24 protein-coding genes are annotated in these 23,381 nt (G+C 70.6%); 11 read left to right on the top strand and 13 right to left on the bottom strand.

All coding sequences use genetic code 11. The annotated features are described in order from the left end of the window. The first annotated feature begins 7 nt into the window (after positions 1-7). On the top strand, positions 8-460 hold the full coding sequence (locus AXK60_RS02580; protein WP_068743460.1) for a prepilin peptidase: 453 nt from the start codon (positions 8-10) through the stop codon (positions 458-460). 13 nt (positions 461-473) lie between these two features. On the opposite strand, the gene AXK60_RS02585 is transcribed toward AXK60_RS02580, so the two are convergent. Then, positions 474-1,823, bottom strand: a complete 1,350-nt coding sequence (locus AXK60_RS02585; protein ID WP_231855389.1) for a DUF2252 domain-containing protein — start codon at positions 1,821-1,823, stop codon at positions 474-476. A 209-nt stretch (positions 1,824-2,032) separates the two neighbouring features. On the opposite strand from AXK60_RS02585, the gene AXK60_RS02590 reads away from it, so the two are divergent. Beyond that, a complete protein-coding gene (locus AXK60_RS02590; RefSeq protein WP_175399913.1) occupies positions 2,033-3,712 on the top strand; it encodes an alpha/beta hydrolase in 1,680 nt (559 codons plus the stop codon). Between the two features lie 68 nt (positions 3,713-3,780). Here the strand turns inward: AXK60_RS02590 and AXK60_RS02595 are convergent, their stop codons facing one another. Continuing rightward, positions 3,781-4,254 carry a MarR family winged helix-turn-helix transcriptional regulator gene (locus AXK60_RS02595; RefSeq protein ID WP_139057711.1) on the bottom strand — a complete coding sequence of 158 codons (474 nt, stop codon included), beginning with the start codon at positions 4,252-4,254 and terminating at the stop codon, positions 3,781-3,783. 80 nt (positions 4,255-4,334) lie between these two features. On the opposite strand from AXK60_RS02595, the gene AXK60_RS02600 reads away from it, so the two are divergent. From AXK60_RS02600 to AXK60_RS02620, 5 genes are all read left to right on the top strand, one after another. After that, positions 4,335-4,796 (top strand): cupin domain-containing protein, encoded by a 462-nt coding sequence (locus tag AXK60_RS02600; protein ID WP_068569399.1) that lies wholly within the window; start codon positions 4,335-4,337, stop codon positions 4,794-4,796. 217 nt (positions 4,797-5,013) lie between these two features. After that, a complete protein-coding gene (locus AXK60_RS02605) occupies positions 5,014-6,108 on the top strand; it encodes an LLM class flavin-dependent oxidoreductase (RefSeq protein ID WP_068569400.1) in 1,095 nt (364 codons plus the stop codon). Next, positions 6,108-7,136 carry an MsnO8 family LLM class oxidoreductase gene (locus AXK60_RS02610; protein WP_068569401.1) on the top strand — a complete coding sequence of 343 codons (1,029 nt, stop codon included), beginning with the start codon at positions 6,108-6,110 and terminating at the stop codon, positions 7,134-7,136. The genes AXK60_RS02605 and AXK60_RS02610 overlap by 1 nt, the downstream gene beginning before the upstream one ends. Then, on the top strand, positions 7,133-8,473 hold the full coding sequence (locus AXK60_RS02615) for an NtaA/DmoA family FMN-dependent monooxygenase (protein ID WP_244880999.1): 1,341 nt from the start codon (positions 7,133-7,135) through the stop codon (positions 8,471-8,473). The genes AXK60_RS02610 and AXK60_RS02615 overlap by 4 nt, the downstream gene beginning before the upstream one ends. A gap of 55 nt (positions 8,474-8,528) precedes the next feature. Continuing rightward, the gene (locus tag AXK60_RS02620) at positions 8,529-10,154 is read left to right on the top strand and encodes a class I adenylate-forming enzyme family protein (protein ID WP_068569403.1); all 1,626 of its coding nucleotides are present in this window, start codon (positions 8,529-8,531) and stop codon (positions 10,152-10,154) included. Here the strand turns inward: AXK60_RS02620 and AXK60_RS02625 are convergent. From AXK60_RS02625 to AXK60_RS02650, 6 genes are read right to left on the bottom strand one after another with little or no spacing between them, the layout of a single operon-like run. Further along, positions 10,151-11,155, bottom strand: coding sequence for an LLM class flavin-dependent oxidoreductase (locus tag AXK60_RS02625; protein ID WP_068569404.1), 1,005 nt, complete (start codon positions 11,153-11,155; stop codon positions 10,151-10,153). The two genes, AXK60_RS02620 and AXK60_RS02625, sit on opposite strands and share 4 nt — an antisense overlap. After that, on the bottom strand, positions 11,155-12,072 hold the full coding sequence (locus AXK60_RS02630) for an ABC transporter substrate-binding protein (protein WP_068569405.1): 918 nt from the start codon (positions 12,070-12,072) through the stop codon (positions 11,155-11,157). Before AXK60_RS02630 ends, AXK60_RS02625 begins: the two co-directional genes overlap by 1 nt. A gap of 45 nt (positions 12,073-12,117) precedes the next feature. Beyond that, positions 12,118-12,888 (bottom strand): amino acid ABC transporter ATP-binding protein, encoded by a 771-nt coding sequence (locus tag AXK60_RS02635; RefSeq protein ID WP_068569406.1) that lies wholly within the window; start codon positions 12,886-12,888, stop codon positions 12,118-12,120. Next, entirely contained in the window at positions 12,885-13,889 is a 1,005-nt protein-coding gene (locus AXK60_RS02640; protein WP_068569407.1) for an amino acid ABC transporter permease, read from the bottom strand. Before AXK60_RS02640 ends, AXK60_RS02635 begins: the two co-directional genes overlap by 4 nt. A gap of 42 nt (positions 13,890-13,931) precedes the next feature. Next, positions 13,932-14,612: a response regulator transcription factor gene (locus tag AXK60_RS02645; RefSeq protein WP_068569408.1), complete on the bottom strand. Its 681-nt coding sequence runs from the start codon at positions 14,610-14,612 to the stop codon at positions 13,932-13,934. Continuing rightward, a complete protein-coding gene (locus AXK60_RS02650) occupies positions 14,613-15,725 on the bottom strand; it encodes a sensor histidine kinase (protein ID WP_068569409.1) in 1,113 nt (370 codons plus the stop codon). A 91-nt stretch (positions 15,726-15,816) separates the two neighbouring features. On the opposite strand from AXK60_RS02650, the gene AXK60_RS02655 reads away from it, so the two are divergent. Next, positions 15,817-16,251, top strand: coding sequence for a hypothetical protein (locus AXK60_RS02655; RefSeq protein WP_068569410.1), 435 nt, complete (start codon positions 15,817-15,819; stop codon positions 16,249-16,251). 48 nt (positions 16,252-16,299) lie between these two features. Further along, on the top strand, positions 16,300-17,622 hold the full coding sequence (gene ilvA / locus AXK60_RS02660; RefSeq protein ID WP_068569411.1) for a threonine ammonia-lyase IlvA: 1,323 nt from the start codon (positions 16,300-16,302) through the stop codon (positions 17,620-17,622). A 1-nt stretch (position 17,623) separates the two neighbouring features. Here ilvA and AXK60_RS26120 read toward each other — a convergent pair whose 3' ends face one another. From AXK60_RS26120 to AXK60_RS02670, 3 genes are all read right to left on the bottom strand, one after another. Next, positions 17,624-18,151: a hypothetical protein gene (locus AXK60_RS26120; RefSeq protein ID WP_139057713.1), complete on the bottom strand. Its 528-nt coding sequence runs from the start codon at positions 18,149-18,151 to the stop codon at positions 17,624-17,626. Between the two features lie 134 nt (positions 18,152-18,285). Next, entirely contained in the window at positions 18,286-18,639 is a 354-nt protein-coding gene (locus AXK60_RS02665; protein ID WP_068569412.1) for a helix-turn-helix domain-containing protein, read from the bottom strand. A 50-nt stretch (positions 18,640-18,689) separates the two neighbouring features. Then, positions 18,690-20,657 carry an alpha/beta hydrolase family protein gene (locus tag AXK60_RS02670; protein ID WP_068569413.1) on the bottom strand — a complete coding sequence of 656 codons (1,968 nt, stop codon included), beginning with the start codon at positions 20,655-20,657 and terminating at the stop codon, positions 18,690-18,692. A gap of 75 nt (positions 20,658-20,732) precedes the next feature. Between AXK60_RS02670 and AXK60_RS02675 the strand changes: the two genes are divergently transcribed. After that, complete coding sequence (locus AXK60_RS02675; RefSeq protein WP_068569414.1) at positions 20,733-21,065, top strand: DUF6054 family protein; 333 nt, start codon at positions 20,733-20,735, stop codon at positions 21,063-21,065. A 255-nt stretch (positions 21,066-21,320) separates the two neighbouring features. Here AXK60_RS02675 and AXK60_RS02680 read toward each other — a convergent pair whose 3' ends face one another. Further along, positions 21,321-21,824 (bottom strand): hypothetical protein, encoded by a 504-nt coding sequence (locus AXK60_RS02680; RefSeq protein ID WP_068569415.1) that lies wholly within the window; start codon positions 21,822-21,824, stop codon positions 21,321-21,323. Between the two features lie 79 nt (positions 21,825-21,903). Here AXK60_RS02680 and AXK60_RS02685 point away from each other — a divergent pair, with 79 nt between their 5' ends. Next, positions 21,904-22,335, top strand: coding sequence for a PPOX class F420-dependent oxidoreductase (locus AXK60_RS02685; protein ID WP_068569416.1), 432 nt, complete (start codon positions 21,904-21,906; stop codon positions 22,333-22,335). Between the two features lie 3 nt (positions 22,336-22,338). Here AXK60_RS02685 and AXK60_RS02690 read toward each other — a convergent pair whose 3' ends face one another. Beyond that, complete coding sequence (locus tag AXK60_RS02690) at positions 22,339-23,364, bottom strand: LLM class flavin-dependent oxidoreductase (RefSeq protein WP_068569417.1); 1,026 nt, start codon at positions 23,362-23,364, stop codon at positions 22,339-22,341. Positions 23,365-23,381: the final 17 nt, after the last annotated feature.

A 23,381-nucleotide genomic window follows, 5' to 3' on the forward strand; every position in this document is an offset into this window, starting at 1 on the left:
TCCCGGTGTGGAGTGGGGGCTCTTCGGGGGATTCGCCCTGGCGCCGTTCGTCGCGTGGTGCGTCGCGCTGTGCCGGTTCGACGTGCGCGAGCGACGCCTGCCGAACGTCCTGACCCTGCCCGCCGCGGCGGCGGCACTCGCCGTCGCCCTCTGGCAGGCGTTCGACGGTGCGCCCTCCGCGCTCCTCGGTGCGGCGCTCTGGACCGTGGTGAACGGCGCGGCCTTCCTCGCCCGCGGCATGGGCGCGGGCGATGTGAAACTGGCGCCCACGCTCGGTGCCGTCGTCGGGGGAGCGGGCGGGGTACCGGCGGTTCTCGTCGCGGTCCTCGCCGCGCAGGCGATCACCGTGGTGTGGGCGCTGGTCGCTCGTGGTCGGACGGTGCCGCACGGTCCGGCGATGATCGGCGCCGCGTGGTGCGTGGTCGGGCTCCCGCTCGCTCTCGGTATCGGTCTCGGGTGAGATCCGTTGCGGATCAGGGCCATCCGGGCGCCGCGGGCACGGATCCGGCATCGACCGCGGCCACCAGTTGCGCGTGGTCGCGGCGGTTCTGCTCGGCGTACGCGAAGGCGAAGTCGACGAAGCCGTCCTCGACCCGCGCGGCTCCGCCGAGGTAGCCGTCGATCTTCGTCGCGTCGCCGCTGCGGGCGTGGGCGCGGGCCAGGACGTGCCCGCAGGCCTCGGCGAACGACGGCAGGCGCGGCGCGACGAGGTCCCCGTCGGGGATGACCTTGCCGTCGCGGAACTGCCGGACGTAGTAGTCCATGCCGTCGATGGAGGTCCAGCCCACGAACATGTCGGTGGCGGCCTGGATGAGTCGCTGTCCCTGGACGACCCGCTCCCCGTGTGCCGAGTAGCGGCTGGGGCCGAGGAACTGCTCGTACACGGACGGACCGGCCTGCTTGACCTGCAGGAGCAGCGCGTCGCCCGTTCGCCGTTCCTCGCTCAGGGTGAGGAAGACGCGCATGCCCACGCTGCCGACGCCGACGACCTGTTGCACGGCGTCCACCAGGTCGTAGCGCGACCAGAGGTGCGCGACGTGGTCCGCGACGCTGTCGCGGTACTGCCGGAAGACGGTGTCGAGTTGCTCGGCGTAGTGGCTCAGCGCGTGGGTGCGGTAGGGCGGTGCCTCCGTGAGCTGGCGGTCGCCGTCGACCACCTGGGTGAACTTCCGGAGAGCGCCGCGCTGGGAGCGCTTGGCGGCGCGCTTCTCGATGTACCGTTCGAGACGCTGCTCGTCGTCCGGAGCCACGTAGTTCATCAGTTGCGTCATGTCGACGCTGTCGTACCAGATGTCGAGCTCGGGCCAGGTCGAGTAGCGTGCGATCCAGTCGCGGTAGCCGCGGAACCCGCTCCGCACGGCGTCGGCCGTGGTTGCGGGCGGCAGCCCATTCGTTTCGGCAAGAATGACGAGGCTCGCGAGGAATCGTTTGAGATCCCATTCGAAAGGACCGGGTAGTGTTTCGTCGAAATCTCGGAGATCGAAGAGAAGATTCCGTTCGGGGCTGCGCCACAATCCGAAGTTCAGCACGTGCGCGTCTCCGCACAGTTGCACGGTGAGGTCGGTGTGCGGCGCCGACGCGAGGTCCGCCGCCATCACCGCCGCGGCGCCGCGGTAGTAGGTCCACGGCGTGGCGGCCATGCGCCCGTGCCGGAGGGGGAGGAGTCGTTCGTCGCGGATGTCGTTCTGCGCGAGGATGGTTTCGAGCGCGTCGTGACCCCGCGATGTCGGGTTCCAGTCTCCGATGGTGCTCCGCGGTACTCGCTTGCGTGCCGCCCGGCCGACGGCGGAGCTGACATCGGCGGTCGTCCGTGGTTCGTCCATCGGTCGATTATCGACCATTCAGGGCGTTACCGTGCCGATGAATCGAGAAAACTCGGGAGCGGCCCGATGGCGTCGCCGGAAATGAGGGAACTCCGGGCTCGGAATTCATTGTCCGCCATTCTGTGGCGACCCGCCGACGTGCTACCGTTCGCCTTTCCGACTCCGGGTGTTCCGGCGTCTGCGCTCGAGCCGTGGGGTGAGTGATGATGATGGACGTCGATCGTGTCGATGCGGCCACTCGCAATCGGGCGGTGGCGGCGGTCCGACGGTGGGTCGGTCGATTCTCCGCGACGGGGCTGGTCGTCGCGCTCGCGTTCTTCGCGGGGTCGATGACCCCGTCGCTGCTGCCGCGCCCGTGGTTCCTGCAGTCCGCGGCGACCGGCCTGTCCGTCGCGGTCGGCTACGGGATCGGGGCCGGTCTTGCCGCACTCGTGCGCGTGGGCGGCTTCCGTCCGGCGTACTCGGACCGGTTGCGCCGCACCGGATGGTGGGCGCTCGCGGTGGCCGCGGTGCTCGTGATCCCGGTGTTCACCGTGCTGGGCCACCACTGGCAGCAGGTGGTACGTGACCTCATGGGGGTGCCGAGGGAGCCGGCTCCGCTCTATTCGGTCGTCGTCCTGCTGTCCCTGGTCGTCGCGCTGTTCGTGGTGCAGATCGGCAGGGGGATCCTGGTACTGGCGCGATGGGTGCGCCGGGGCCTCCTTCGGGTACTGCCGCCGCTCGTCGCCGGTGCCGCGACCGTCGTCGTGGTGGCGGTCGTGCTCGTGCTGGCCGTCTCGGGGGTCGTCGACCGCGGGATCATCGGTACGGCGGCGGCCACCGCAGAACTCACGGACAAGAGCACCGCGCCGGGCGTGGAGCAGCCGAGCGTCCCCGAACGGAGTGGATCGCCGGCGTCGGCGGAGGCATGGGATTCCCTCGGGCGTGAGGGGCGCACGTTCGTCGCGGGCGGACCGTCGGCCGAGCGGATCGCGCAGGTCCTGGGCGCGCCGGCCAAGACGCCGATCCGGGTGTACGCGGGGCGGGTGTCGGCCGATTCCGTGGACGGGGTCGCGAAGCGGGTGGTCGCCGAACTGGAGCGCACGCACGCCTTCGAGCGCAAGGTGCTCGCCGTCGTCACGACGACCGGGCGGGGCTGGATCAATCCGAACGTGGCGTCGTCGTTCGAGTACATCAACGGCGGAGACACCGCGATCGCGGCGATGCAGTACTCGTTCCTGCCGAGCGCCCTGTCCTTCGTCGCGGACCGGCAGCCGCCGCTCGACGCGGGGAAGGCGCTGTTCACCGCGGTGCGCGAGCGCTGGTCGCGGTTGCCCGCGGACGCCCGGCCGAAGCTCGTGGTCTTCGGCGAGAGTCTCGGGAGCTACGGCGGTCAGGGCGCCTTCCGCGACGCGCCGGACATGCTGGCACAGGTCGACGGTGCGCTCCTGGTCGGCACTCCCAACTTCGCGCAGCCGTGGCGCGGGCTCACTGAAGCCCGGGACCAGGGTTCGCCGGAGCGGTTGCCGGTGGTCGACGGTGGTCGCAACATCCGGTTCGCGTCGCGGATCCAGGACGTGCACCAACCGGCGACGGCGTGGTCGTTCCCGCGGGTCGTGTACTGGCAGCACGCCGGCGACCCGATCACGTGGTGGAACAGGGAGCTGGCGTACCAACGGCCGGACTGGTTGCGGGAGCCGCTCGGGCCGGACGTCGATCCGCTGATGCGCTGGCTGCCGGTCGTGACCTTCTGGCAGGTCACGATGGACATGGTGTTCTCCGCCGATGTGCCGAACGGGTTCGGTCACTCCTTCGGTCCGGACGCGGTGTGGCTGTGGCGCGACATCCTCGCGTCGGACCTGCCGCACGCGGTGGTCCAGCGGATCGAGGACACGATGAACGGCCGTTGATCCGGTGTCGGGGCGACGACACGTCCGAGGGGGCCTCGGGGCGGCGTCCGTTCCGGGAGGCCCGGGCTTCAGGTCGTGAGATCGCGAAGGAGGGTGTCGAATGCCTGCTGCTGTTCGCGGCTCAGGGGGGACAGAAGATCCCGTTCGCGCTGGATGTGGCCGGGTAGCAGGCGTTCGATGAGGTGTCGGCCCTCGGCTGTGAGCGTCACGCTCTTCCCTCGTCCGTCGCTGGGGTCGGGGGTGCGGGTGACGAATCCGGCCGCTTCGAGCCGGTCGACTCGGGCGGTCAGTCCCGCTCGGGTGATGAGGAGTTGATCCGCCAGGGTCGCGGGGTTCAGAGCGAAGGGCGTGCCCGATCGGCGGAGTGTCGCAAGCACGTCGAACTCGCCCCTGCGCAGCCCCTCAGCTTCGAGGGGAGCCTCGATCGCGGCACGGGCGGCCGCCTCGAGATGGGCGAGCCTGCCGATGATGCTCATGGGCAGGGTGTCCAGACCGGGGTATTCGGCATGCCATTGGGCCATCGCGGCGTCGACGTCGTGCACGCGCCGAGACTACGCCTTGACGGACATCGTTAGATGGTTAATCATCTTAGTAGTTAGTCATCGAACTACTTGGAGGCGTCATGATCATTCGGAACACGGAGATTGTCGGCGAAGGGGGCGGCCCGCAGATCGACCTGTTCGCCGATGCTTCCGCCACCGACGGGGCGGCGAGCGTGCAGCGAGTGCGGCTCCCGGCCGGCGTCGACGGCGCCTCGCCGCACTTCCACACTCGATCGACGGAGATCTTCTACGTGCTCGAGGGTGCGCTGGAGATGCTCATCGACGAGGACATCACAGTCGTCGGGGTCGGCTCCCTTGCGGTGATCCCACCGAACACGGTGCACGCCTTCGCGGCCGGTCCGGCCGTGGCCACGAGCGCATTGATCGTGCTCACACCCGGCGTGGAGCGGTTCGGCTACTTCCGGCTGCTGCGCGACATCGCGTCGGGTGCCGCTGCTCCGTCGGAGCTCGTCGCCGCCAAGGAGGAGTACGACAATCATTTCGTCGACAGCCCCGTCTGGCGCGAACGCGCCCGGAGCTGAGCGGGGTCACGGCGGCAGAGGGGGCAGCTTCCGGGCTTCCTCCGGATCCGCTCCCGGAGGGCGAGGAGGCCCCGTCGGATCTGCCGGCGCATGAACGACGGGACCGCCTGCAGGTAGGGCAGGCGGCCCGGGCGGGGCCGAGCGCGGTTCGATTCCCTTCGATCCACGCTGAGCGCAAGGGGTCACAGACGAATCCCCGCGGCCTACCGTCGAATCCGTGACCGCGCCTACCTCTCGCCCTGTCCTCGGGATCGCCCTGGAGCCGTTCGGCTGGCATCCCGCAGCGTTCGCGGAGGTCGGCGCGGACCCACTGGAGGCCACCTCCGCGGAGCACTGGGTTGGGCTGGCCCGCTCCGCGGAGGTGGCCGCCGCCGACCTCGTGACCTTTGAGGACTCGTTCACGCTCACCGCCCGTGACCGGCTGACCGGGCGGTTCGACGCGACGCTGCTGGCGGCGCGCCTGGCGCCGTCGGTGCCACGGATCGGGCTGGTGCCGACCGTGACCGCCACGCACACCGAACCCTTCCACGCCTCCAAGGCGGTCGCGACGCTCGACTACGTGAGCGGTGGCCGCGCGGGCGTGCTCCCCGCCACCACGGGCGCCGCCGCCGACGCGGCGCTCTTCGGCCGCAAGAACCCGCAGGCACCGGCGTCCCTCGCCGAGGAGGCGCGCGAGTACATCGAGGTTCTGCGCGACCTGTGGGACAGCTGGGAGCACGACGCGATCGTCAAGGACCGTGCCACCGGCCGCTTCATCGACCGGGACCGCCTGCACTACATCGATTTCCAGGGCGAGAACTTCTCCGTCAAGGGCCCGTCGATCACGCCGCGGCCGCCGCAGGGGAGCCCGCCGGTGATCGTCCGTGTCACCGGCGCCGAGACGGAGACGGTCGCCGCCCGCGCGGACGTGGCGATCGTGCCCGCCGCGGCCGATGAGGCCCTGGCGGCGACGGCCTCCCGGCTCCGCGCCGCGGGCGTGGCGCGCATCCTCGTCGACGTCACCGTCCACCTCGCCGATTCCGAACGGACGGCGCTGCGCCGCATCGAGAAGTTGGACCGCCGCGAGCCGGCGGACGACGACACCGTGGTGTTCGCCGGCACGGGGGAGTCTCTCGCCCGTACGGTCTCCGGATGGCAGGCGCTCGGCTTCGACGGTGCCCGCCTGCGCCCCGGCGTCAACGCCGTCGACCTTCCCCGCCTGCGATCCGCCTTCGCGCCACTCCTGCCGGGCTCCCCGCGGGCGGGCACACTGCGCGACATCCTCGGCCTCGCGCCGGCCGTCAACCGTTTCGTCGCCGTGAAGGGTGCCTGATGACCTCGCTGAACGTTCTCGACCTTGCGCCGATCGCCGACGGATCGAATCCCGCGGCGGCGCTCCGCAACACCCTCGAGCTCGCGCGCCGTGCCGAGGACTGGGGGTACGGCCGCTACTGGGTCGCCGAGCACCACTTCGCACACGTCGCCAGCGCCGCCCCGGCCGTGCTGATCGGCGAGATCCTCGCCGCTACGAACCGGATCCGTGTCGGGTCGGCGGCGGTGCTCGTGGGCTTCACCACCGCGCCCACGGTCGCCGACGCCTTCGGTGTGCTCGCGGCGTTGCATCCGGGCCGCGTAGACATCGGACTGGGCCGCACGGGGCAGCGGCTCCGCACGCCGCCGCCCGGTGCGCCGGGGCCGAATCCGGCGATCGTCGCGGGTTACGAGACCCTCTACCACCCGCACGCGCAGCCGCCCGGCTTCGCGGAGCAGGTCGACGACGTCCTGGCGCTGATCGGCGGCACCTTCACCGCCGACGGGCGTCCGTTGCGGTCGCCCGTCGCCGAGGCCGCCCACGACGCGCCGGTCTGGCTCTTCGGCAGCAGCGGCGGGGAGAGCGCACAGGTCGCCGGCGGCCGTGGGCTGCCCTTCGTCGCGAACTACCACGTCAGCCCCGCAACGACTCTCGACGCGGTCCGCGCCTACCGCGAGGCGTTCCGTCCGTCCGATCGGCTGGCGGCGCCCCGCCTCGTCGTCAGCGCCGATGTCGTGGTCGGCGACACCGACGCGCAGGCCCGGGAACTCGCCGCGGGCTTCCCCGCGTGGGTGCATTCGATCCGGTACGGCGCCGGCGCGATCGCCTACCCGCGGGACAGCGCAGCCCTCACCGATGCCGAGCGGGCGGCGGTCGCCGACCGTACCGAGACGCAGTTCGTGGGCGAGCCGGGGCGCGTGGCCGACGGCCTGCGCGCCCTGGCCGAACGCACCGGGGCCGACGAGATCGTCATCACCTCGGTCACCCACGACCACGCCGCGCGCCTGCGCAGCCACGAACTCCTGGCGAAGGAATGGGGACTCCTGTGACCACCGGATACGAGGGCGTTCCGGTGCGCGAAGGCGCGCACCGTAAGCAGATCCACCTCGCCGCGCATTTCCCGGGCGTGAACCACAACACCGTCTGGTCGGATCCCGCCGCGCGGAGCCAGGTGGAGTTCGACTCGTTCGTCCATCTCGCCCGCGCCGCGGAGCGCGGGAAGTTCGACTTCTTCTTCCTCGCGGAGGGGCTGCGCCTGCGCGAGCATCTGGGGCGCATCCACGACCTCGATGTCGTCGGCCGCCCCGACACGTTCACCGTGCTCGCCGCGCTGGCGGCCGTCACCGAGCGCATCGGGCTCGCGGGCACGATCAACACGACCTTCAACGAGCCCTTCGACGTGGCACGGCAGTTCGCGACGCTCGACCATCTCAGCGACGGCCGGGCGGCCTGGAACATGGTCACCAGTTCCGATGCCTTCACCGGTGAGAACTTCCGGCGGGGCGGCTTCCTGGCGCACGCCGACCGGTATCGGCGCGCCGACGAGTTCGTCACCGTCGCCCGGAAGTTCTGGGACGGCTGGGGCGGCGATCAGATCGTGCATCACGGAACGCAGTTCGACGTCCGGGGCAGCGCGCCGCTCCCGCCGTCGCCGCAGGGACACCCGGTCCTGTTGCAGGCCGGTGATTCCGGGGAGGGACGCGACTTCGCTGCGGCCCAGGCCGACGCGATCTTCACCCGGCACGGCTCGCTCGAGAGCGGCCGGACCTTCTACGCCGACGTCAAGCGGCGCGCCGCGGATCGCGGCCGTAACCCGGACCATCTCAAGGTCTTCCCCGGCGCGGCCGCGGTCATCGGGGGCACCGCCGACGAGGCGGCGGAGAAGGCCCGCGAGATCCGCCGCAGCCAGGTCGGCCCGCAGACCGCGCTCAACTTCCTCGAGCAGGTCTGGGGGCGCGAACTCCAGTCCTTCGATCCCGACGGTCCGCTGCCCGACGTCGAGCCGGTCTTCGAGGCCCAGGCGGTGAAGGGGCGTGTCCTGCATGCGGACCCGCGCGAGATCGTGGCCACGTACCGTGCGCGCGCCGAGGCGGGCGGGCTGTCCATCCGGGAGTTGGTGATCGAGCTCAACACACGGCCGCAATTCGTGGGGACCGCGCAGCAGGTCGCGGACGAGATCGACACCTACGTCCAGGCCGACGCCGCCGACGGCTTCATCCTCGTGCCGCACCTCACTCCGACCGGTCTCGACGACTTCATCGCCCAGGTGGTTCCGCTGCTGCAGGAGCGCGGGGCGTTCCGATCCGAGTACGGCGCCACGACGCTCCGTGAGCACCTCGGGCTTCCGGTTCCGGAGGTCGGCGGGGCCGCCCGCCGCGTCGGTTAGCGCCTCTTCACCCGTTCGTCGCGCGCGTCCGCCGTGGACGGGCTACGGTGCCGCCATGAGTCGAGCGATGCGCCCCGATATGTCCGGTATCGACCCGCTGGCGGTGAACCTCACCCACCGCGTCTGCGTGGGCGACCTGCCCACCCGGGGCGCCCGGACCTTCGGCGATCGGATCGCGATCGTCGACGGCGAGCACGTGGTCAGCTACCGGGAGCTGGAGAGCCGGTCCAACGCGCTCGCCCGCGGCCTGCAGGCGCGCGGCTACGGGCGGGGCGACGCGATCGCCCTGCAGATGCAGAACCGCTGGGAGTTCGCCGTGTCGCTGTTCGCGTGCGCGAAGCTCGGGGTGGTGGCGATGCCGCTGAACCTGCTGCTCGCGCCCGGCGATGTCGCCTACCAGCTCGGGGACAGCGGTGTCCGCGCCGTCATCACCGAGGACGTCTTCGTCCCCGCGCTGACCGCCGCCCTCGGCGCCGCGGAGAACGTGGTGGAGGCGGTGTACGTGGTGTCGAACGGCGCGGGGGAGATCCCGGCCGAGGTGGGCGGCGTACCGTCGACCGCCTTCCCGGAGGTCCTCGATCCCGACGGCTCCGTGGTCGAGACGATCGTCGAGGACCGGGACGTGCTCCACTGCCTGTACACCTCCGGCACCACGGCCCGCCCGAAGGGTGTGGTCACCAGCCATGTGGCGGTGCACATCTCGGCGCTGTCCTCCGCGCTCGGCCTGGGCCTGCGGCCGGACGTGCAGCCCGTGGTCCAGCCGATCGCGCTGCCGCTCTTCCACGTCACCGCGCTCGACGCGCTCCTCATGCCCACTCTCATCACCGGCGGAACCGCCGTGCTGCTGCGGGGATTCGATCCCGAGAAGCTGGCGCGGGCCTTCGTCGACCATCGGGTCACGCACATCACGCTGCTGCCCATGATGTGGGCGGCGCTGCTCGCCCAGCCCGAGCTGGACGACGAGAACACCGCGTCGCTGGTCGCCGGGATGTACGCGATGGCGCCGATGCCGGCCGAGCTGCTCGCCGCGCTGCGGGCGCGGTTCGCCTCCGCCGCCATCGTTCTCGGATCCGGGCAGACCGAGACCACGCCCGCCTCGGAGCTGCAGTGGGCCGGCCATCAGGGCGTCAAGGACGACTCCTGGGGTCCCGCCACGGTGTCCACCGACGTCGCGATCATGGGCGCCGACGGTGCCCTCCTCCCGCCCGGTGAGGTCGGCGAGATCGTCTACCGCTCACCGCAGCTCATGGAGGGCTACTGGAACAACGCCGCCGCGAACGCGGAGTCCTTCGCGCACGGCTGGTTCCACGGCGGCGACATCGGCTACCTCGACGACGAGGGCGTCGTCTTCTTCACCGACCGCGCCAAGGACATCATCAAGTCCGGCGGCGAGAACGTCTCCTCCGTCGAGGTCGAACGAGTCCTGCTCGGCCACGACACCGTCGCCGAGGTCGCGGTCGTCGGTACCCCGCACGAGCACTGGGGCGAGGCCGTCACGGCGTTCGTGGTCGCGGCACCGTCGGGCGAGCGCGACGTCGACGCGCTCCTCGCGTACGCCAAGGACAACCTGGCGGGCTTCAAGGCGCCCAAGGAGATCGTCTTCGTCGACGCCCTCCCGAAGACCGCCACCGGCAAGATCCAGAAGAACCTCGTCCGCACTCTGCGGGAGACGCATACCTAGGCGGCGGAGGCGAGCGCCGGGAGTAGTCCGAGTGCATCGGTGAGGATCTGCTCGTAGTCCCGCACGTCGAACTCGTAGGGCAGCTCGAGGCGGAATTCGGTGACCGGTCCGGTCTCCGGCGCGAAGGCGGGGTCCACGGCGAGTCGCTCGGCGATCTCCGCGACGGGCCCGACGAGGTCCTCGGCGAACAGGGTCCGCCTGTCCCCGTGGGCGGTTCGGGTGCGTTCGTACCGTGAGCGCGCGTACGCGCGGTACCGGTCCGCGGTGGAGCGGTCGGCGCTGTCCGTCGGCACGATCACCCGCCCGACGGCGACCCGTTTGCGGTCGCCTCCGGACCGCCGGAACGCGTCGATGAGCCGGGCCTGCACGGTCCCGAAGTCGTCGGAGTCGACACCCGCCGCCGAGACGATGTTGCCGGTCAGCAGGTGCAATCCGGCCTCGCCGGTCCACCGCGACGAGCCGAGCGAGGTTCCGCCGTACCAGGACCGGTCCGCCAGACCGGGGGAGTGCGGCTGCAGCCGCGGCCGCTGTACGTTTCCGGGCGACTCGATCCGGGTGCCCTCGTCGCCGAGGTACGCGCCGCGCAGATGCTCGACGGTGCGCGCCACCCGCGCGTGCCCGGACTCGGTCGGGCGGTGGTCGAAGACGAGGTCCGTGAGCAGGTCCGCATGCGGCATCCCCGTCGAGAACCCGGCCTGGACGCGTCCGCGCGACAGGGCGTCCGCGAGCGACAGATCCTCCGCGAGCCGGAAGGGGTTCTCGTAGCCGATGGGGATCACCGCGGTGCCGAGCTCGATCGTCGTGGTGCGCTGGGAGGCGGCGCCGAGGAACACCGCCGCGGAGGAGATCCCGTGCTCCAGGTGACGCTGGCGCACCCAGGCGCCGCGGTAGCCGAGCTCCTCGCCGAAGGCGATGAGGCGCAAGGTGTCGTCGAGGCCGGCTGCGGGGTCGTCGTCGGCGTAGTTGCCGGGCGTGAGGAAGGCGAGGGACTCGATCCCCATCAGAACCCCGCGGTCGGGTTGACCTCGGACTTCGGCAGTGCCGAGGTCGGCACCTTCCATTTCTCGAACAGCTTCTGGTACTCGCCGCGGGCGATGAGCGTGTTGATCGCGTGGGAGATCGCCGGGGCGATCGGCGAGCCCTTCGCCGTCACGAATCCGACGACGGTGGTGGAGTACTCGCCGAGGAAGGTCGTGCCGGGCACCTTGTCGACGAGGTACCGGAGCGAGAGCGTTGGTCCGAAATAGGCGTCGACGCGGTTGTTCTGCAGGTTGAGCACGATCGCGCCCTGGTCGTCGAGGTACTGCACGGTGTACGCGGGCTTCCCCTTCGACGTGCACTGCCCGGTGCCCTTCTCCAGGATCTGCTGGAAGGTGGTGCCCGACCCCGTCACGATCTTCTTGCCGCACAGGTCCTCGAGCGTCTTCACGCTCGTGAGACCGGATTTCGACGCCCCCACGAAGGCCTGCCCGTCGTTCAGGTAGGTCGCGAAGTCCACGACCTCGAGGCGCGGTTTGGTGACGCCGAAGTTGCCCTGCCCCACCTGGTACCGGCCGTTCTGCACTCCCGGAATGATCGTGGAGAACGTGCCGATCTCCTGCTTCCACGTGACGCCCAGGGCTTTCGCCACAGCCTCTCGCAGGTCCACGTCGAGGCCCACGGGGGTGCCCTCGGGTACCTCGCCGGCGTGGGGGAGGTTGTTGATGCCGGGCTGTCGGGTGAGGCCCAGCGTGAGTTCCGTCGTTCCCTCGGGAAGCAGGGCCCGCGCGGCGGGATCGACGGCGATGCCCGACACGAGATCCTGGGTGGGCACGGGGTACGCGGAACTCCCGGTGGACGGGTCCGACGGTCCGCCGCACGCCGCGAGCACGGTGGCGGCGGTGACGGCGACGGTGGCGAACAGGGCGCGGCTGCGCATGGATGTCTCCTGGTGCAGGGGGATCGGATGGTTGGAGGTGGTGGATCAGCGGACCGCCGCGAGGAATTCGCGGGTGCGAGGGTGTTCGGCGTCGGAGAAGATCGTCGCGGGCCGGCCGGTCTCGACGATCCGGCCGTCGTCCATGAAGATGACGGTGTCCGCGACGTCTCGGGCGAAGCCGATCTCGTGGGTGACGACGACCAGCGTCATGCCCGACTCGGCGAGATCCCGGATCACCGCGAGGACCTCGCCGACGAGCTCCGGATCGAGCGCGGAGGTGGGCTCATCGAAGAGCACCACGTCGGGACGCATCGCCAGGGTGCGCGCGATCGCCACGCGCTGCTGCTGCCCGCCGGAGAGCTGCGACGGATACGAGTCCTCCCTCCCCGCCAGGCCGACGCGCGCCAGCAGCTCCCGGCCGCGGCGGGCGGCCTCGTCGGCCGGAACGCCGTCGGCGTGCTGTCCCTCGGTGAGGTTCTCCAGGACAGTGAAGTGCGGAAACAGGTTGAACTGCTGGAAGACCATGCCGATGTGGCGGCGCTGGCGCGCGACGTCCCGCGGGTGGAGTTCACGCAGGACCGTCTCGCCGCGGCGAGCGCCGCCCTCGCCGTACCCGATGAGGTCGCCGCCGACGCGGACGTAGCCGTTGTCGGGTCGCTCGAGGTGGTTGATGCAGCGGAGCAGTGTCGACTTTCCGGAGCCGGAGGGGCCGAGGATGACGACCACCTCGCCGGGGGCGACGTCGAGGTCCACGTCGCGCAGTACCTCGCGGCCGCCGAAGGATTTGCGCAGGCCGCGGATCTCGATGGCGCTCATCGGCGCTCACCTGCCGAGTCCGCCGATACCGGCACCGTCGGGGGCGCAGTGGTGCGGGGGAGTCGCGGCCGCAGGCGTGCGGCGTCGCGGAGGATCTCGCGGAAGGGGCGGGCGTCCCGTCGACCCCGGCTGAACCGCCGCTCCACGAAGTACTGGCCCACTGCGAGGACCGAGGTGATCACGACGTACCAGGTGGTCGCGACCAGCAGCAGCGGCATCACCTTGAAGTTCTGGTTGTAGACCAGCTGCACCGAGTAGAGCACGTCGGTCACCGCGATCACGCTGACCAACGAGGTCGACTTGAGCAGGCCGATCAGCAGATTGCCGGAGCCCGGGATGATCGCGGGCATCGCCTGGGGCAGCACGATCCGCCGGAAGATGCGGCGCGGGCCGAGCCCCAGCGACCGGGCGGCCTCGGTCTGCCCCGGCGGCACCGAGACCAGGCCGCCGCGCACGATCTCCGCGGCGAACGCGGCCACGTCCAGCGTGAGCGCGATGATCGCGGCCACGATCCCACTGATCAGGTGCGTGGTGTCGACGGTGACGAACTCAGGGCCGAACGGGATCCCCAGCGACAGGCGTGGATACAGGGAAGCGAGCTGGAACCAGAACAGGAGGAGCACGAGTGGCGGTACCGACCGCACGAGCCAGACGAAGCCGAAGGACACCGCCCGCAGCAGTGGTCCTCCCCACAGCCGCATCGCCGCCAGCCCGATGCCCAGGACGAAACCCGCCGCGAACGTGACCGCGGTCAACCACAGGGTGAGCCACAGCCCTTTCAGGACCGCCGCCTGGGTGAAGTAGTGGGCCACGATGGGCCATTCGAAGCGCTGGTTGGTGAGCAGCGTGTTGACCAGCATCGCGCCGAGCACCGCGACGACGGCCGCGGCCGCCCATCGTCCGGGCCGTCGGCGCGGGACGAGCCGCACCGGAACGGATGTCGCGCCCGACTGCGCTGTGGTCGACACGGCGCGTGTCGGGGAGATGATCGTTGTCGCCATGATGTCCGACCGTAAGCCGGTGGCGTGCAGTGGAGAAGGGTTTCAATCGGCCTGACCGGATGCCGCGACCCCGGTCTCGAAGGCGTACCGCACGGCGTGCGCGCGGTCGCGGAGGTGGGCCTTGGCGAACAGGTTGTTGATGTGCGTCTTCACCGTCGACTCGCTCACGAACAGCCGGCCCGCGATGTCCCGGTTCGTCAGACCGTCGGCGATGAGGCGCAGCACCTCCCGCTCGCGGGGCGTCAGATCCGGGGCGGGCGCCGCCGCGCGGCCCGACGGTGCCGGACGTGCGCTCGCGCCGCCCGTCGCGGAGGCGACGAGCCGCTGCTGCACCTGCGGGTCGAGCACCGACTGCCCGGCCGCGGCGGCCGTGATCGCCGCTGCGATCTCGGCGCGCCCCGCGTTCTTCGTCAGATATCCGCGGGCTCCCGCCTGGAGGCCGAGGAGGATGGACTCCTCGTCGTCGTAGGTGGTGAGCAGGACGACGGCGGTGTCAGGAGCGTCGGCGAGCACGCGCTCGGTGGCCCCGGCACCGTCGAGGTTCGGCATCCGGAGGTCGGTGAGGAGCACATCCGGGCGGTGCTCGCGGACGAGCGAGACGGCCTCGACGCCGTCGGCTGCGGCCCCCACGACCTCGATGCCCGCCGTGAGGTCGAGCATCGCGGCCAGCGCCTCGCGGACGGCGGCCTGGTCGTCGGCCACGACCACGCGAATGTCGTTCACTCAGAGCTCCTTCGTCGGAACGGTGGGCGGCGGGACGCTCAGGCGTACCGTCCACCCGCCGTCGTCGTTCGGACCCGCTTGCAGCGTGCCACCGATCTCCGCCGCGCGCTCGCGCATCCCGATCAGGCCCATGCCCGAGCCGCGCACGCCGTCGGCGGGACGGCCCGGACCGTTGACGACGGTGAGCTCGGCACCGTCGGGTATCCGGACCAGGCGGGCCCTGACGGGAGCGCCGGGCGCGTACCGTCGGGCGTTGGTGAACGCCTCCTGCGCGACGCGCAGTACCGCGCGGACCTGGGGATCGGTCAGCTCGACCGGCTCGGTCTCGACGCTCTCCTCCGGGCCGTCCGCGAGCGCGGCGAGGGTGGTCGGCAGGTCGACGGTGTCCTCGCGCAGCGCGTGGACGGCGCCGCGGGCCTCGGTGACGCCGTCGGCGATGGCGCCACGGGCGCGCTGGACGGCGGCGCGGGCATCGTCGGGACGGCCGGCCTCGAGCAGCGCGTCGGCGAGTTCGAGCTGCATACCAGCGCCCGAGAGGGTGTGCGCGAGGACGTCGTGCAGGTCGCGCGCGATGCGGGCGCGCTCGGCGAGCGCGCCGCTGCGCGCCTCCGACTCCGCGGTGAGGCGGGTCTGCTCCACGAGTTGTTCCAGCGCGCGCGTTCGTTCCCGCCGTGTCCGGCCCGCGATGCCCGCCCAGACGGTGACCATGACGGACCCGCCGATCCAGAGGGCGTTGAAATCCGCGGGCCCGGTGAGGAGCGCGGTGGTCGTGACGCTGCCGCCGGTCAGCAGGGCGAGTGGGATCGAGGCCCGCACCGGGAACTCGCCGCCGGCGTAGACGGTCCCGGTGTACAGCAGGACGCCGACCGCCGCGTTCGGCTGGATCCCGAAGAGCACGCCGACCGCGACGGCCGACACCGCCTCCATCGCGATCCGGGCGGGTAGTGGGACTCGACCCTCCGGGAGGAACCGGACGGCGGCCACCGCGGCCACGATCCCGAACAGCAGGACGGACCAGGGCGGGTCGCGGTGGAAGTCGAGCGTCACGGCTGCCACGACGACGCCCGCGAGGGCGATGATCATCGCGATCCGCATCCGGTAGACGTCCGCCACCCGGCAATGATGGCACGCGGAAGTGCGCGGTGCTTCGGACCCGCGGCCGGAACCCGGGATGGTTCGGTTCGTGATGGCTAACATCGAATGCATGCGCGTGATGGTGTGGCTGATCGTCCTCGCGGTCTTCTGCGGGGCGATGTGGGGCGCGTTTCTCGGGTGGGACCACGAGTACTACGAGGTCGACGGTGTGGCGCAGGGTCCGTACAGGCCCTGGCAGGTGATCGCGTGCGGTGCGGCGATCGTGCTGGCGTCGACGGTCGTGTTACTCGTCCTCCGGCGGCTCTGGCTGCTCGTGGTGATTCCCGTCGTCGCGGTGGTCGGGTTCGCCGTCCCGTGGGCGTGGTGGGCGTCGCAGGACACCACCGGCCTGTGGCTGGCCGGGCTGTTCTTCCTCCTGGTGGGCGGCACGACCGGGCTGACGGCCTGGCTCGCGCTCGTGTTCGGTGCGGATCAGGCCGTGCGTGCCGTACGGCGGCGCGGACGGGCCTCGGACGGGGCGCCCACGCCCAACCCGTGGGGCTGACCAGGGCGGGGTGCGGAGCGTCGCGAGGCGAGTGGGAAAATGGCCCGCATGTCTACGTCATCGATGTCCAGTGCCGCCGCCGACCTGACGGTGCACTCGATCATCGATGCCCGCGCGCGGCTCGCAGGGGTGGTCTCGATGAGTCCGCTGCAGCCGTGTGAGCGGCTGTCCGCGCTGACCGGAGCGAAGGTCTACCTCAAGCGCGAGGACCTGCAGGTGGTCCGCTCGTACAAGATCCGTGGCGCGTACAACCTCATGGCTCAGCTGACCGACGCCGAGAAGGCCGCGGGCGTGGTGGCGGCATCGGCCGGCAATCACGCCCAGGGCGTGGCGTTCGCGTGCCGGGCCATGGAGGTGCACGGCCGGATCTACGTGCCGACGACCACACCGAAGCAGAAGCGGGACCGGATCCGCGCGCACGGCGGACGCTACGTGGAGCTGATCGCCACCGGCGAGACCTACGACGCCGCTGCAGGGGCTGCGTTGGAAGACGTCGCGGCCACGGGTGCCACCTGGGTGCACGCCTTCGACGATCCCCGCACCACGGCGGGTCAGGGCACCATCGGGGTCGAGCTCGTCGAGCAGCTCGGCGGCGTCGTCCCCGACGTGACCGTGATGCCCGTCGGCGGCGCCGGCTGCTTCGCCGGTGTCACCCGCTACCTCCGCTCGCAGTCGCCGACGGTGACCATCGTGGGCGCGGAGCCCGCCGGCGCACCGTCGTTGGCCCGGGCGATCGAGGCGGGCGGTCCGGTCGAGCTGGCCTCGATCGATCCGTTCGTCGACGGTGCCGCCGTCAAGAAGATCGGCCGGATCGGCTACGACGTCGCCGTCGCCGAGGGCGGCGCCGTCTGGCCCGCGCACGAGATCCGCGATGTCGCGGCGGGGGAGCTCGGCATCATCGAGGTGGACGAGGGCGCCATCTGCACGGCGATGCTGGACCTGTACCAGAACGAGGGTGTCATCGCCGAGCCCGCGGGCGCGCTGTCGGTGGCGGCGTTGGCGCAGTTGCGGTTCGAGCCCGGCGCGACCGTGGTGTGCCTGCTGTCCGGCGGCAACAACGACGTGTCGCGCTACAACGAGGTCATCGAGCGCTCGCTGGTGCACAAGGGTCTCAAGCACTACTTCCTCGTGGCCTTTCCGCAGGAGCCCGGTGCGCTGCGTCGGTTCCTCGACGAGGTGCTCGGTCCCGACGACGACATCACGCTGTTCGAGTACGTCAAGCGCAACAACCGCGATACCGGCGAGGCTCTCGTGGGCGTGGAGTTGGGGCGCGCCGGCGATCTCGGGGCACTGCTGGAGCGGATGAACGACTCGCGGCTGCACTGCGAGCGGCTCGAGCCCGGGTCGCCGGCGTATCGCTACTTGACCTGATTCAGTCCGGCTGCTTGCAGCCCTCGCACAGCCCGGCTGCGCGCGCGGAATCGTTGAGCGGGCCCGCACAACCCAGGCATCGCGTGCCGCGGAACAACACGCGTGATTGCCGATGGATCGGGGTCGCCGGATCGACTGCGAATGCACGCGCGTGCGCCGCGTAGAGAAGTGGATGGTTCGCGGCCAGAGCCGAGTGCAACTGCGCCGGCGTCTGTGGGTACCGCGTTCGTCCTCGGCAAATGACGTCGAGGATGGCAACGTACGTCTCATGTGAAACACGTCGACTCAAGAACAGATCCGGGTTCACCGCCGCGGCGAGGCCTGCGGCGTGTATGTCGTTTGGAGCGAAATCATCGACGTCCTCCGTCACCAGGTAGGTGGCATGCGCGGCTGCTGCATCAGCCAATATCTGTCGGTCTTTCGCGGACGTCGACGTGAGTGAACCGCTGCGGATCCGCACCGGAAAGGGCGAGTGCGAATCCGTGCCGCGTTCGAACCTGCGCCACGGACACGGCATTTTCTCGCGCATGGCGGTCTGCTTCGATCTCGGCGTACGCACTCCACGTGACACGAAGGTCCTCCGTGTACCCCGCCGCAATCAGAAGCAGGGAACGAGTAACCGGCTTTGCGAGAACGTTCGCGTCGAGGAATTCAACCGCGGTATCAGCCACGGCGCAGATCGACCTCGAAATCGTCCTGGCTCTGTTCGGCGATTGAAATCATCATCTCCTCGCGGTACCGCGCGAACTCCTGCGTGGTGATGCGATGCCGGTTGCCGACTTTCAGTGCGCGGATATCGCCGGATGCGATCCGGCGCGAGATCGTTGCTCGGGAGACCCCGAGCCGATCGGCCATTTGCGCCGGAGTCATCGTGTCGAGCTTGGCGGTCAGCTGGACGGAGTAGCCGTGCTCCGCGGCGTCCCGGAGGAATTCGATCACCGGATGCGCCCACGCGGGCTGGTGGTCGAGTGAGATCGGCTGCTCGGGATCGGGCGAGGTGTGGAGGGTGGCGGTCATACTGCAGCCTAGCTCACTATGAACAGTTAGTCGATCCAAGTGTTCACGGTCTAGGCGTCGGGGCCCGGGGCGAGTGCCTCGGGCAGCTCCCGTGACTCGCCGAGGACGTGCTCGGAGAGGAAGGCGAACACTGTCTCGTACCAGACGGTGACGTTGCCGGGCTTGAGGATCCAGTGGTTCTCGTCCGGGAAGTACAGGAACCGGTGCTCGGTGGAACCGTCCGGAGCCGCCGGCAGCCCCGAGTCCGCGAGCAGCTGGGTCCACAGGGTGAGGGCTTCGGAGATCGGGACCCGGTAGTCCTTGTCGCCGTGGATCACGAGCATCGGCGTACGGATGTCCGTGACGGCGTGGTGCGGCGAATTCGCCTCGGCCATCGCGGGCGTCATCTCGGTGCGCCAGTAGAAGGGGGCATCGGTCGTGGTGCCGAAGCCCGGTAGCTCCCACAGTCCGGCATGGGAGACGATCGCGTCGAACCGGTCCGTGTGCCCGGCGATCCAGTTCGCCATGTATCCGCCGAAGCTGCCGCCCATCGCCGCCGTGCGTGTCTCGTCGATGTCCTCGCGCTCCTCGGCGGCGTCGACCGCGGCTATGAGGTCGGTGAAGACGGGCCCGCCCCAACGGCCCCAGCCGCGCTGGATGAAGTTCTGCCCGTAGCCCGTCGACAGCGCCGGATCAGGCAGCAGCACCGCGTATCCGCGCGCGGCGAGCAGCCACGGGTTCCACCTCCACTGCCAGGTGTTCCAGCTGCCCAGCGGGCCGCCGTGCACCCAGAGGAGCAGCGGCGCCGGATGATCCGCGTCCGCACCCACCGGAAGGACGAGCCAGGAGCGGGTACGGGCACCGTCGGGCCCGGTGGACGTGAGCTCCGTGAGCGTGCCGGGCGGGTCCGGGTGCGCCGCGACCGGCGGGAGATCGACGACGGTGCCGCCGTCGATCCGGACCGGGTGGGACGGGGTGAGGTACGACGATCGGAGGGCGAACGCCGTTCCGCCGTTGGTGATCTGGAGCGAGGAGTACGCGGCGTCGTCGCCGGTGAGTTCGGTGGCCCGTTCGGTGTCGACGCGGAAGACCGGGGCGTGGCCGTTGTCGTCGGCTGCAAGGTGGACGGCGTCGCCGTCGGGCAGCCAGACGGGTGCGCCGGGCCAGCGGTCCCACTGTTCGGCCCACTGCGTGTCCTCGCCGGTGGCGAGGTCGTGGACCCAGAGGGTGACGGTCGGGGCGCTCTCCGGCGTGCTGATGGACTCCCGGAGGTAGGCGATGCGCGCACCGTCGGGCGAGACGGCCGGTGCGTGCGCCTCGAAGGCTTCGTCGTCGACGATCGGCAGGGCGTCGCCCGTCGTCGTGTCGACGCGGACCAGCCGGGCGCGGACCGCGGTGCCCCGGGCGGCACCGTCCTCGACGACGACGAAGGAGCCGTCGGGGGAGAGCGACGGGTGGGGCTCGATGAAACCGCCGAAGGGCAAGGGCGCGAGCGGATTCGCGCCGTCGTCGTCGATCCGGTACAGCCATGGGATCGCGGGTCCGAGGTCGGTGTCCCAGTAGCGGACGACGGCGGCGGAGTGCAGGATCGCCGAGACCTTGCCGGTCTTGCGGGCCTCGCGGATCCGGCCGTCGGTGGCATCGTCCTCGGCGAACCGCGGGCCGACGGCGAGCACGACCCCACCGCGGGCGATGGGGTTCGAGAGTCCGCCGGGGGCCTGTGCCCGCAGCACCGGCTCGCCGGCGGCCGGGAGTTCCCAGATCGCGGGGACGGCATCGTCGCCGTCGCCGTGCTTGCGGACGAACAGAAGTCTCGTCCCGTCGAAGGTCGGCGACGATGCGGGGCGCGCCGGGTCGGTGAGCCGGCGGGCGGGTTCCGCCCCGGTGGGGTCGATCTCCCACAGGGTGCCGGCGTACTCGGCGCCGTCCTTGGTCAGTTCGCTGACCGCGGCGACGAGGCGCTTCCCGTCCGGCGACACCGTGAGGGCGTTCGTGCGGGGGAGGGCGAGGTACTCGGCAAGATCGGTGAAGGTTCCCACCCCGCCGAGTCTGCCCGATGTCGCGGCGGAGCGGGTGGCGCCTGCGTAGGCACAATGGGATCGAGGAGGTGCGTCATGGCGAAGTTGGAGCACGCGTTCGTCGGGGACTTCGATCGGGCCCTGGAGGTCCTCGACGCCGAGATCACCGGAGGGAGCGCTTCGGCGTCGTACGAGGACGGGAGCACCCTTGCGGTGGGCGATTGCCGGATCGCAGTGCGCGTCTACGAGAGATACAGCCTCGTCGGCTCGAACCGGGTGAGTCTGAGTCTCACACTGGTCGGACACGGCGAGCAGTTGTACCTGACCGGCATCACTTCCGGCGGCAGCCAAGCGGTCTTCTTCAAGGTCAACACCTTCGGCGAGGACGCCTTCCTCGACAAGCTGAGGAAGGCGATCGGAAGGCTCTGACCATGAGTGGCCTTCGTGTGCCAAAGATCTCGCGGCGGAGTCGTCCATCATGGATGATCCAGTCGTGGGAACGGATCGAGACCGCGCTCAGCGAGAGTCCCGAATCGCGACTCTCGCCGATCTGCTCTGCAGCTGCGATGGCGCCGAGATCGACTTCGGGCCGGAGAGACTCGGGCTGACCGCGCGCACGCCCGAACTATGAGACGGGCCAGACCGTGCGTGAGGCGCACCGTCGGGCGCGGATGACAGGATCTGTCAGCCGACCGGGACCACCGGCTGCTGGGCGCGGTGCGCGGCGACACGCTGCTGGAGGAATTGATTCTGGGCGAAGAGGGTGACGCCGATGAACAGCATCGTGGTCACGCCGGCGAAGCCGTGGCCGGTGTGGTCGCCCATCGTGGCGGGAACGACGAAGTCCACGGCCACGTGCAGGCCGATCGCGACGATCCACAGCCCGATCGTGGCGGCCGTGCCCTGCCGGAGGTAGGCGCCGTCGGGGCCGGGGAAGACCTTGGTGGTCAGGGCCCGTGGGTAGGCGAGCGCGACGGCGATGGCGAGGCCGATCACCGCCGCGATCACGTGCCCGGCGCCCACCGGACCGCCGTGCGAGACGTACTGCACCGTCTGGACGAGACCGACTGCGGCCAGGACGAGCGCGATGCGGGAGGTCTTCTCCTTGAGCGGACGGGCCTGCAACTGGCGGTAGAAGATCCAGCCGATGGCGATGACGGCGATGACGGCGGTGGTCGCTGAGTTCATACCGCAGACTCTTCCGCGATCAGCGCGGAGCCGGATCGACCGACGGGTGGAGATCCGGGTGGAGACGTAGCCTCGACCCATGCAGATCACGCAGTCCCTGACCCCGGCCGCCGTCGAGTTCCTCTCCGCCGGAACGCGGACGGGGCACCTCGCCTACCTCGCGACCGACGGGCGCCCGCTCACGACGCCGGTCTGGTTCGTCATCGACGACGGTGCCCTCGTCTTCGCCACGGGACGGGGCACGCCGAAGGGGCGGTTGCTGGCGAAGGACCCGCGGGTCGCGGTGTCGGTCGACCTGCAGGAACCGCCGTACGCCTTCGCGCAGGTGCAGGGCATCGCCGAGTTCGTCGACGATCCCGAGTACCTGCTCCAGATCTGCACGGCCTGCGGAGTCCGGTACATGGGCGCCGAGCGTGGCGAGGAATTCGGGCGGCGCAACGCCGTCCCCGAGGAGGTCGTGGTGCGAGTCCGCCCGACCCGGGTGCTGTTCAACGGGGACGTCACGGCGTAGGGCTCAGCCCAACTGGTCGACCGCGCCCTTGATCAGCTCGAGGCTGTGCACGCGCTCGTCGCGCCCGGGGATCATCCCGGCGATCATGAGCTCCTGCGGCTGCGTGCGCTCCAGCAGCGAGCGCAGTTCGTCGCGCACGGTGTCCTGCGAACCGACGATCCAGGCGGCAGTGGTGGGCGCGATCGCCTGCTCCTGATCGGCCGTCAGTGGCTGCGCGGCGGCCTGATCGAAGGTCAACATCCGGCCGGGGTTGCCGGTGCGCACCCGGTACATCGACGCCTTCGCGGGTCCGGCGATCCGCTGGGCCTGCTCGTCGGTGTCGGCGGCGATCACGGTCACCGTCAGCATGGCGTTGGGGGAGTCGATGTCGCCGGGGCGGAAGTTCTCGCGGTACTCGGTGAGGGCGGGCAGCGTGGCCTGCGGCGCGAAGTGCCGGGCGAAGGCGAAGCCCAGGCCGAGCAGGCCCGCGAGCTTTGCGCTGAAGGTCGATGAGCCGAGCAGCCACATCTCGGGATTCGAACCGGTGCCCGGAGTGGCGGTGATCGCGGCGTACGGGTGGTCGGCGGGGAAGTCGTCGCGGAGGAAGGCGCGGAGGTGCGCGAGCGCCTGCGGGAAGTCGTCGACCGACTCGCTGACCTTGCCGCCACGCAGCGCGTGCGCGGTGAGCTGGTCCGTTCCGGGCGCGCGCCCGATGCCGAGGTCGATGCGGTTCGGGAACAGTGCGTCGAGCGTGCCGAACTGCTCGGCGACGACGAGGGGCTGGTGGTTGGGCAGCATGACTCCGCCCGAGCCGACGCGGATCGAGTCGGTGGCGGCCGCGATCTGGCCGATGAGGACGGCCGGGGCGGAGCTCGCGATACCGGGCATCGAGTGGTGCTCGGCGACCCAGACCCGCTCGTACCCGAGTCGTTCCGCCTCCTGCGCGGTCGCGATCGTGTCGCGGAGTGCGTCGCCGAAGGAGGCACCGTCGACGACGGGAGCCAGCTCGAGGAGGGACAGGCGGGGGCGGGGGAAGGAAGCTTCGGTCACAGAAGAGACAACCGGGG

This window comes from Tsukamurella pseudospumae, from assembly GCF_001575195.1.
In the GTDB taxonomy this organism is placed as follows: Bacteria; Actinomycetota; Actinomycetes; order Mycobacteriales; family Mycobacteriaceae; genus Tsukamurella; species Tsukamurella pseudospumae.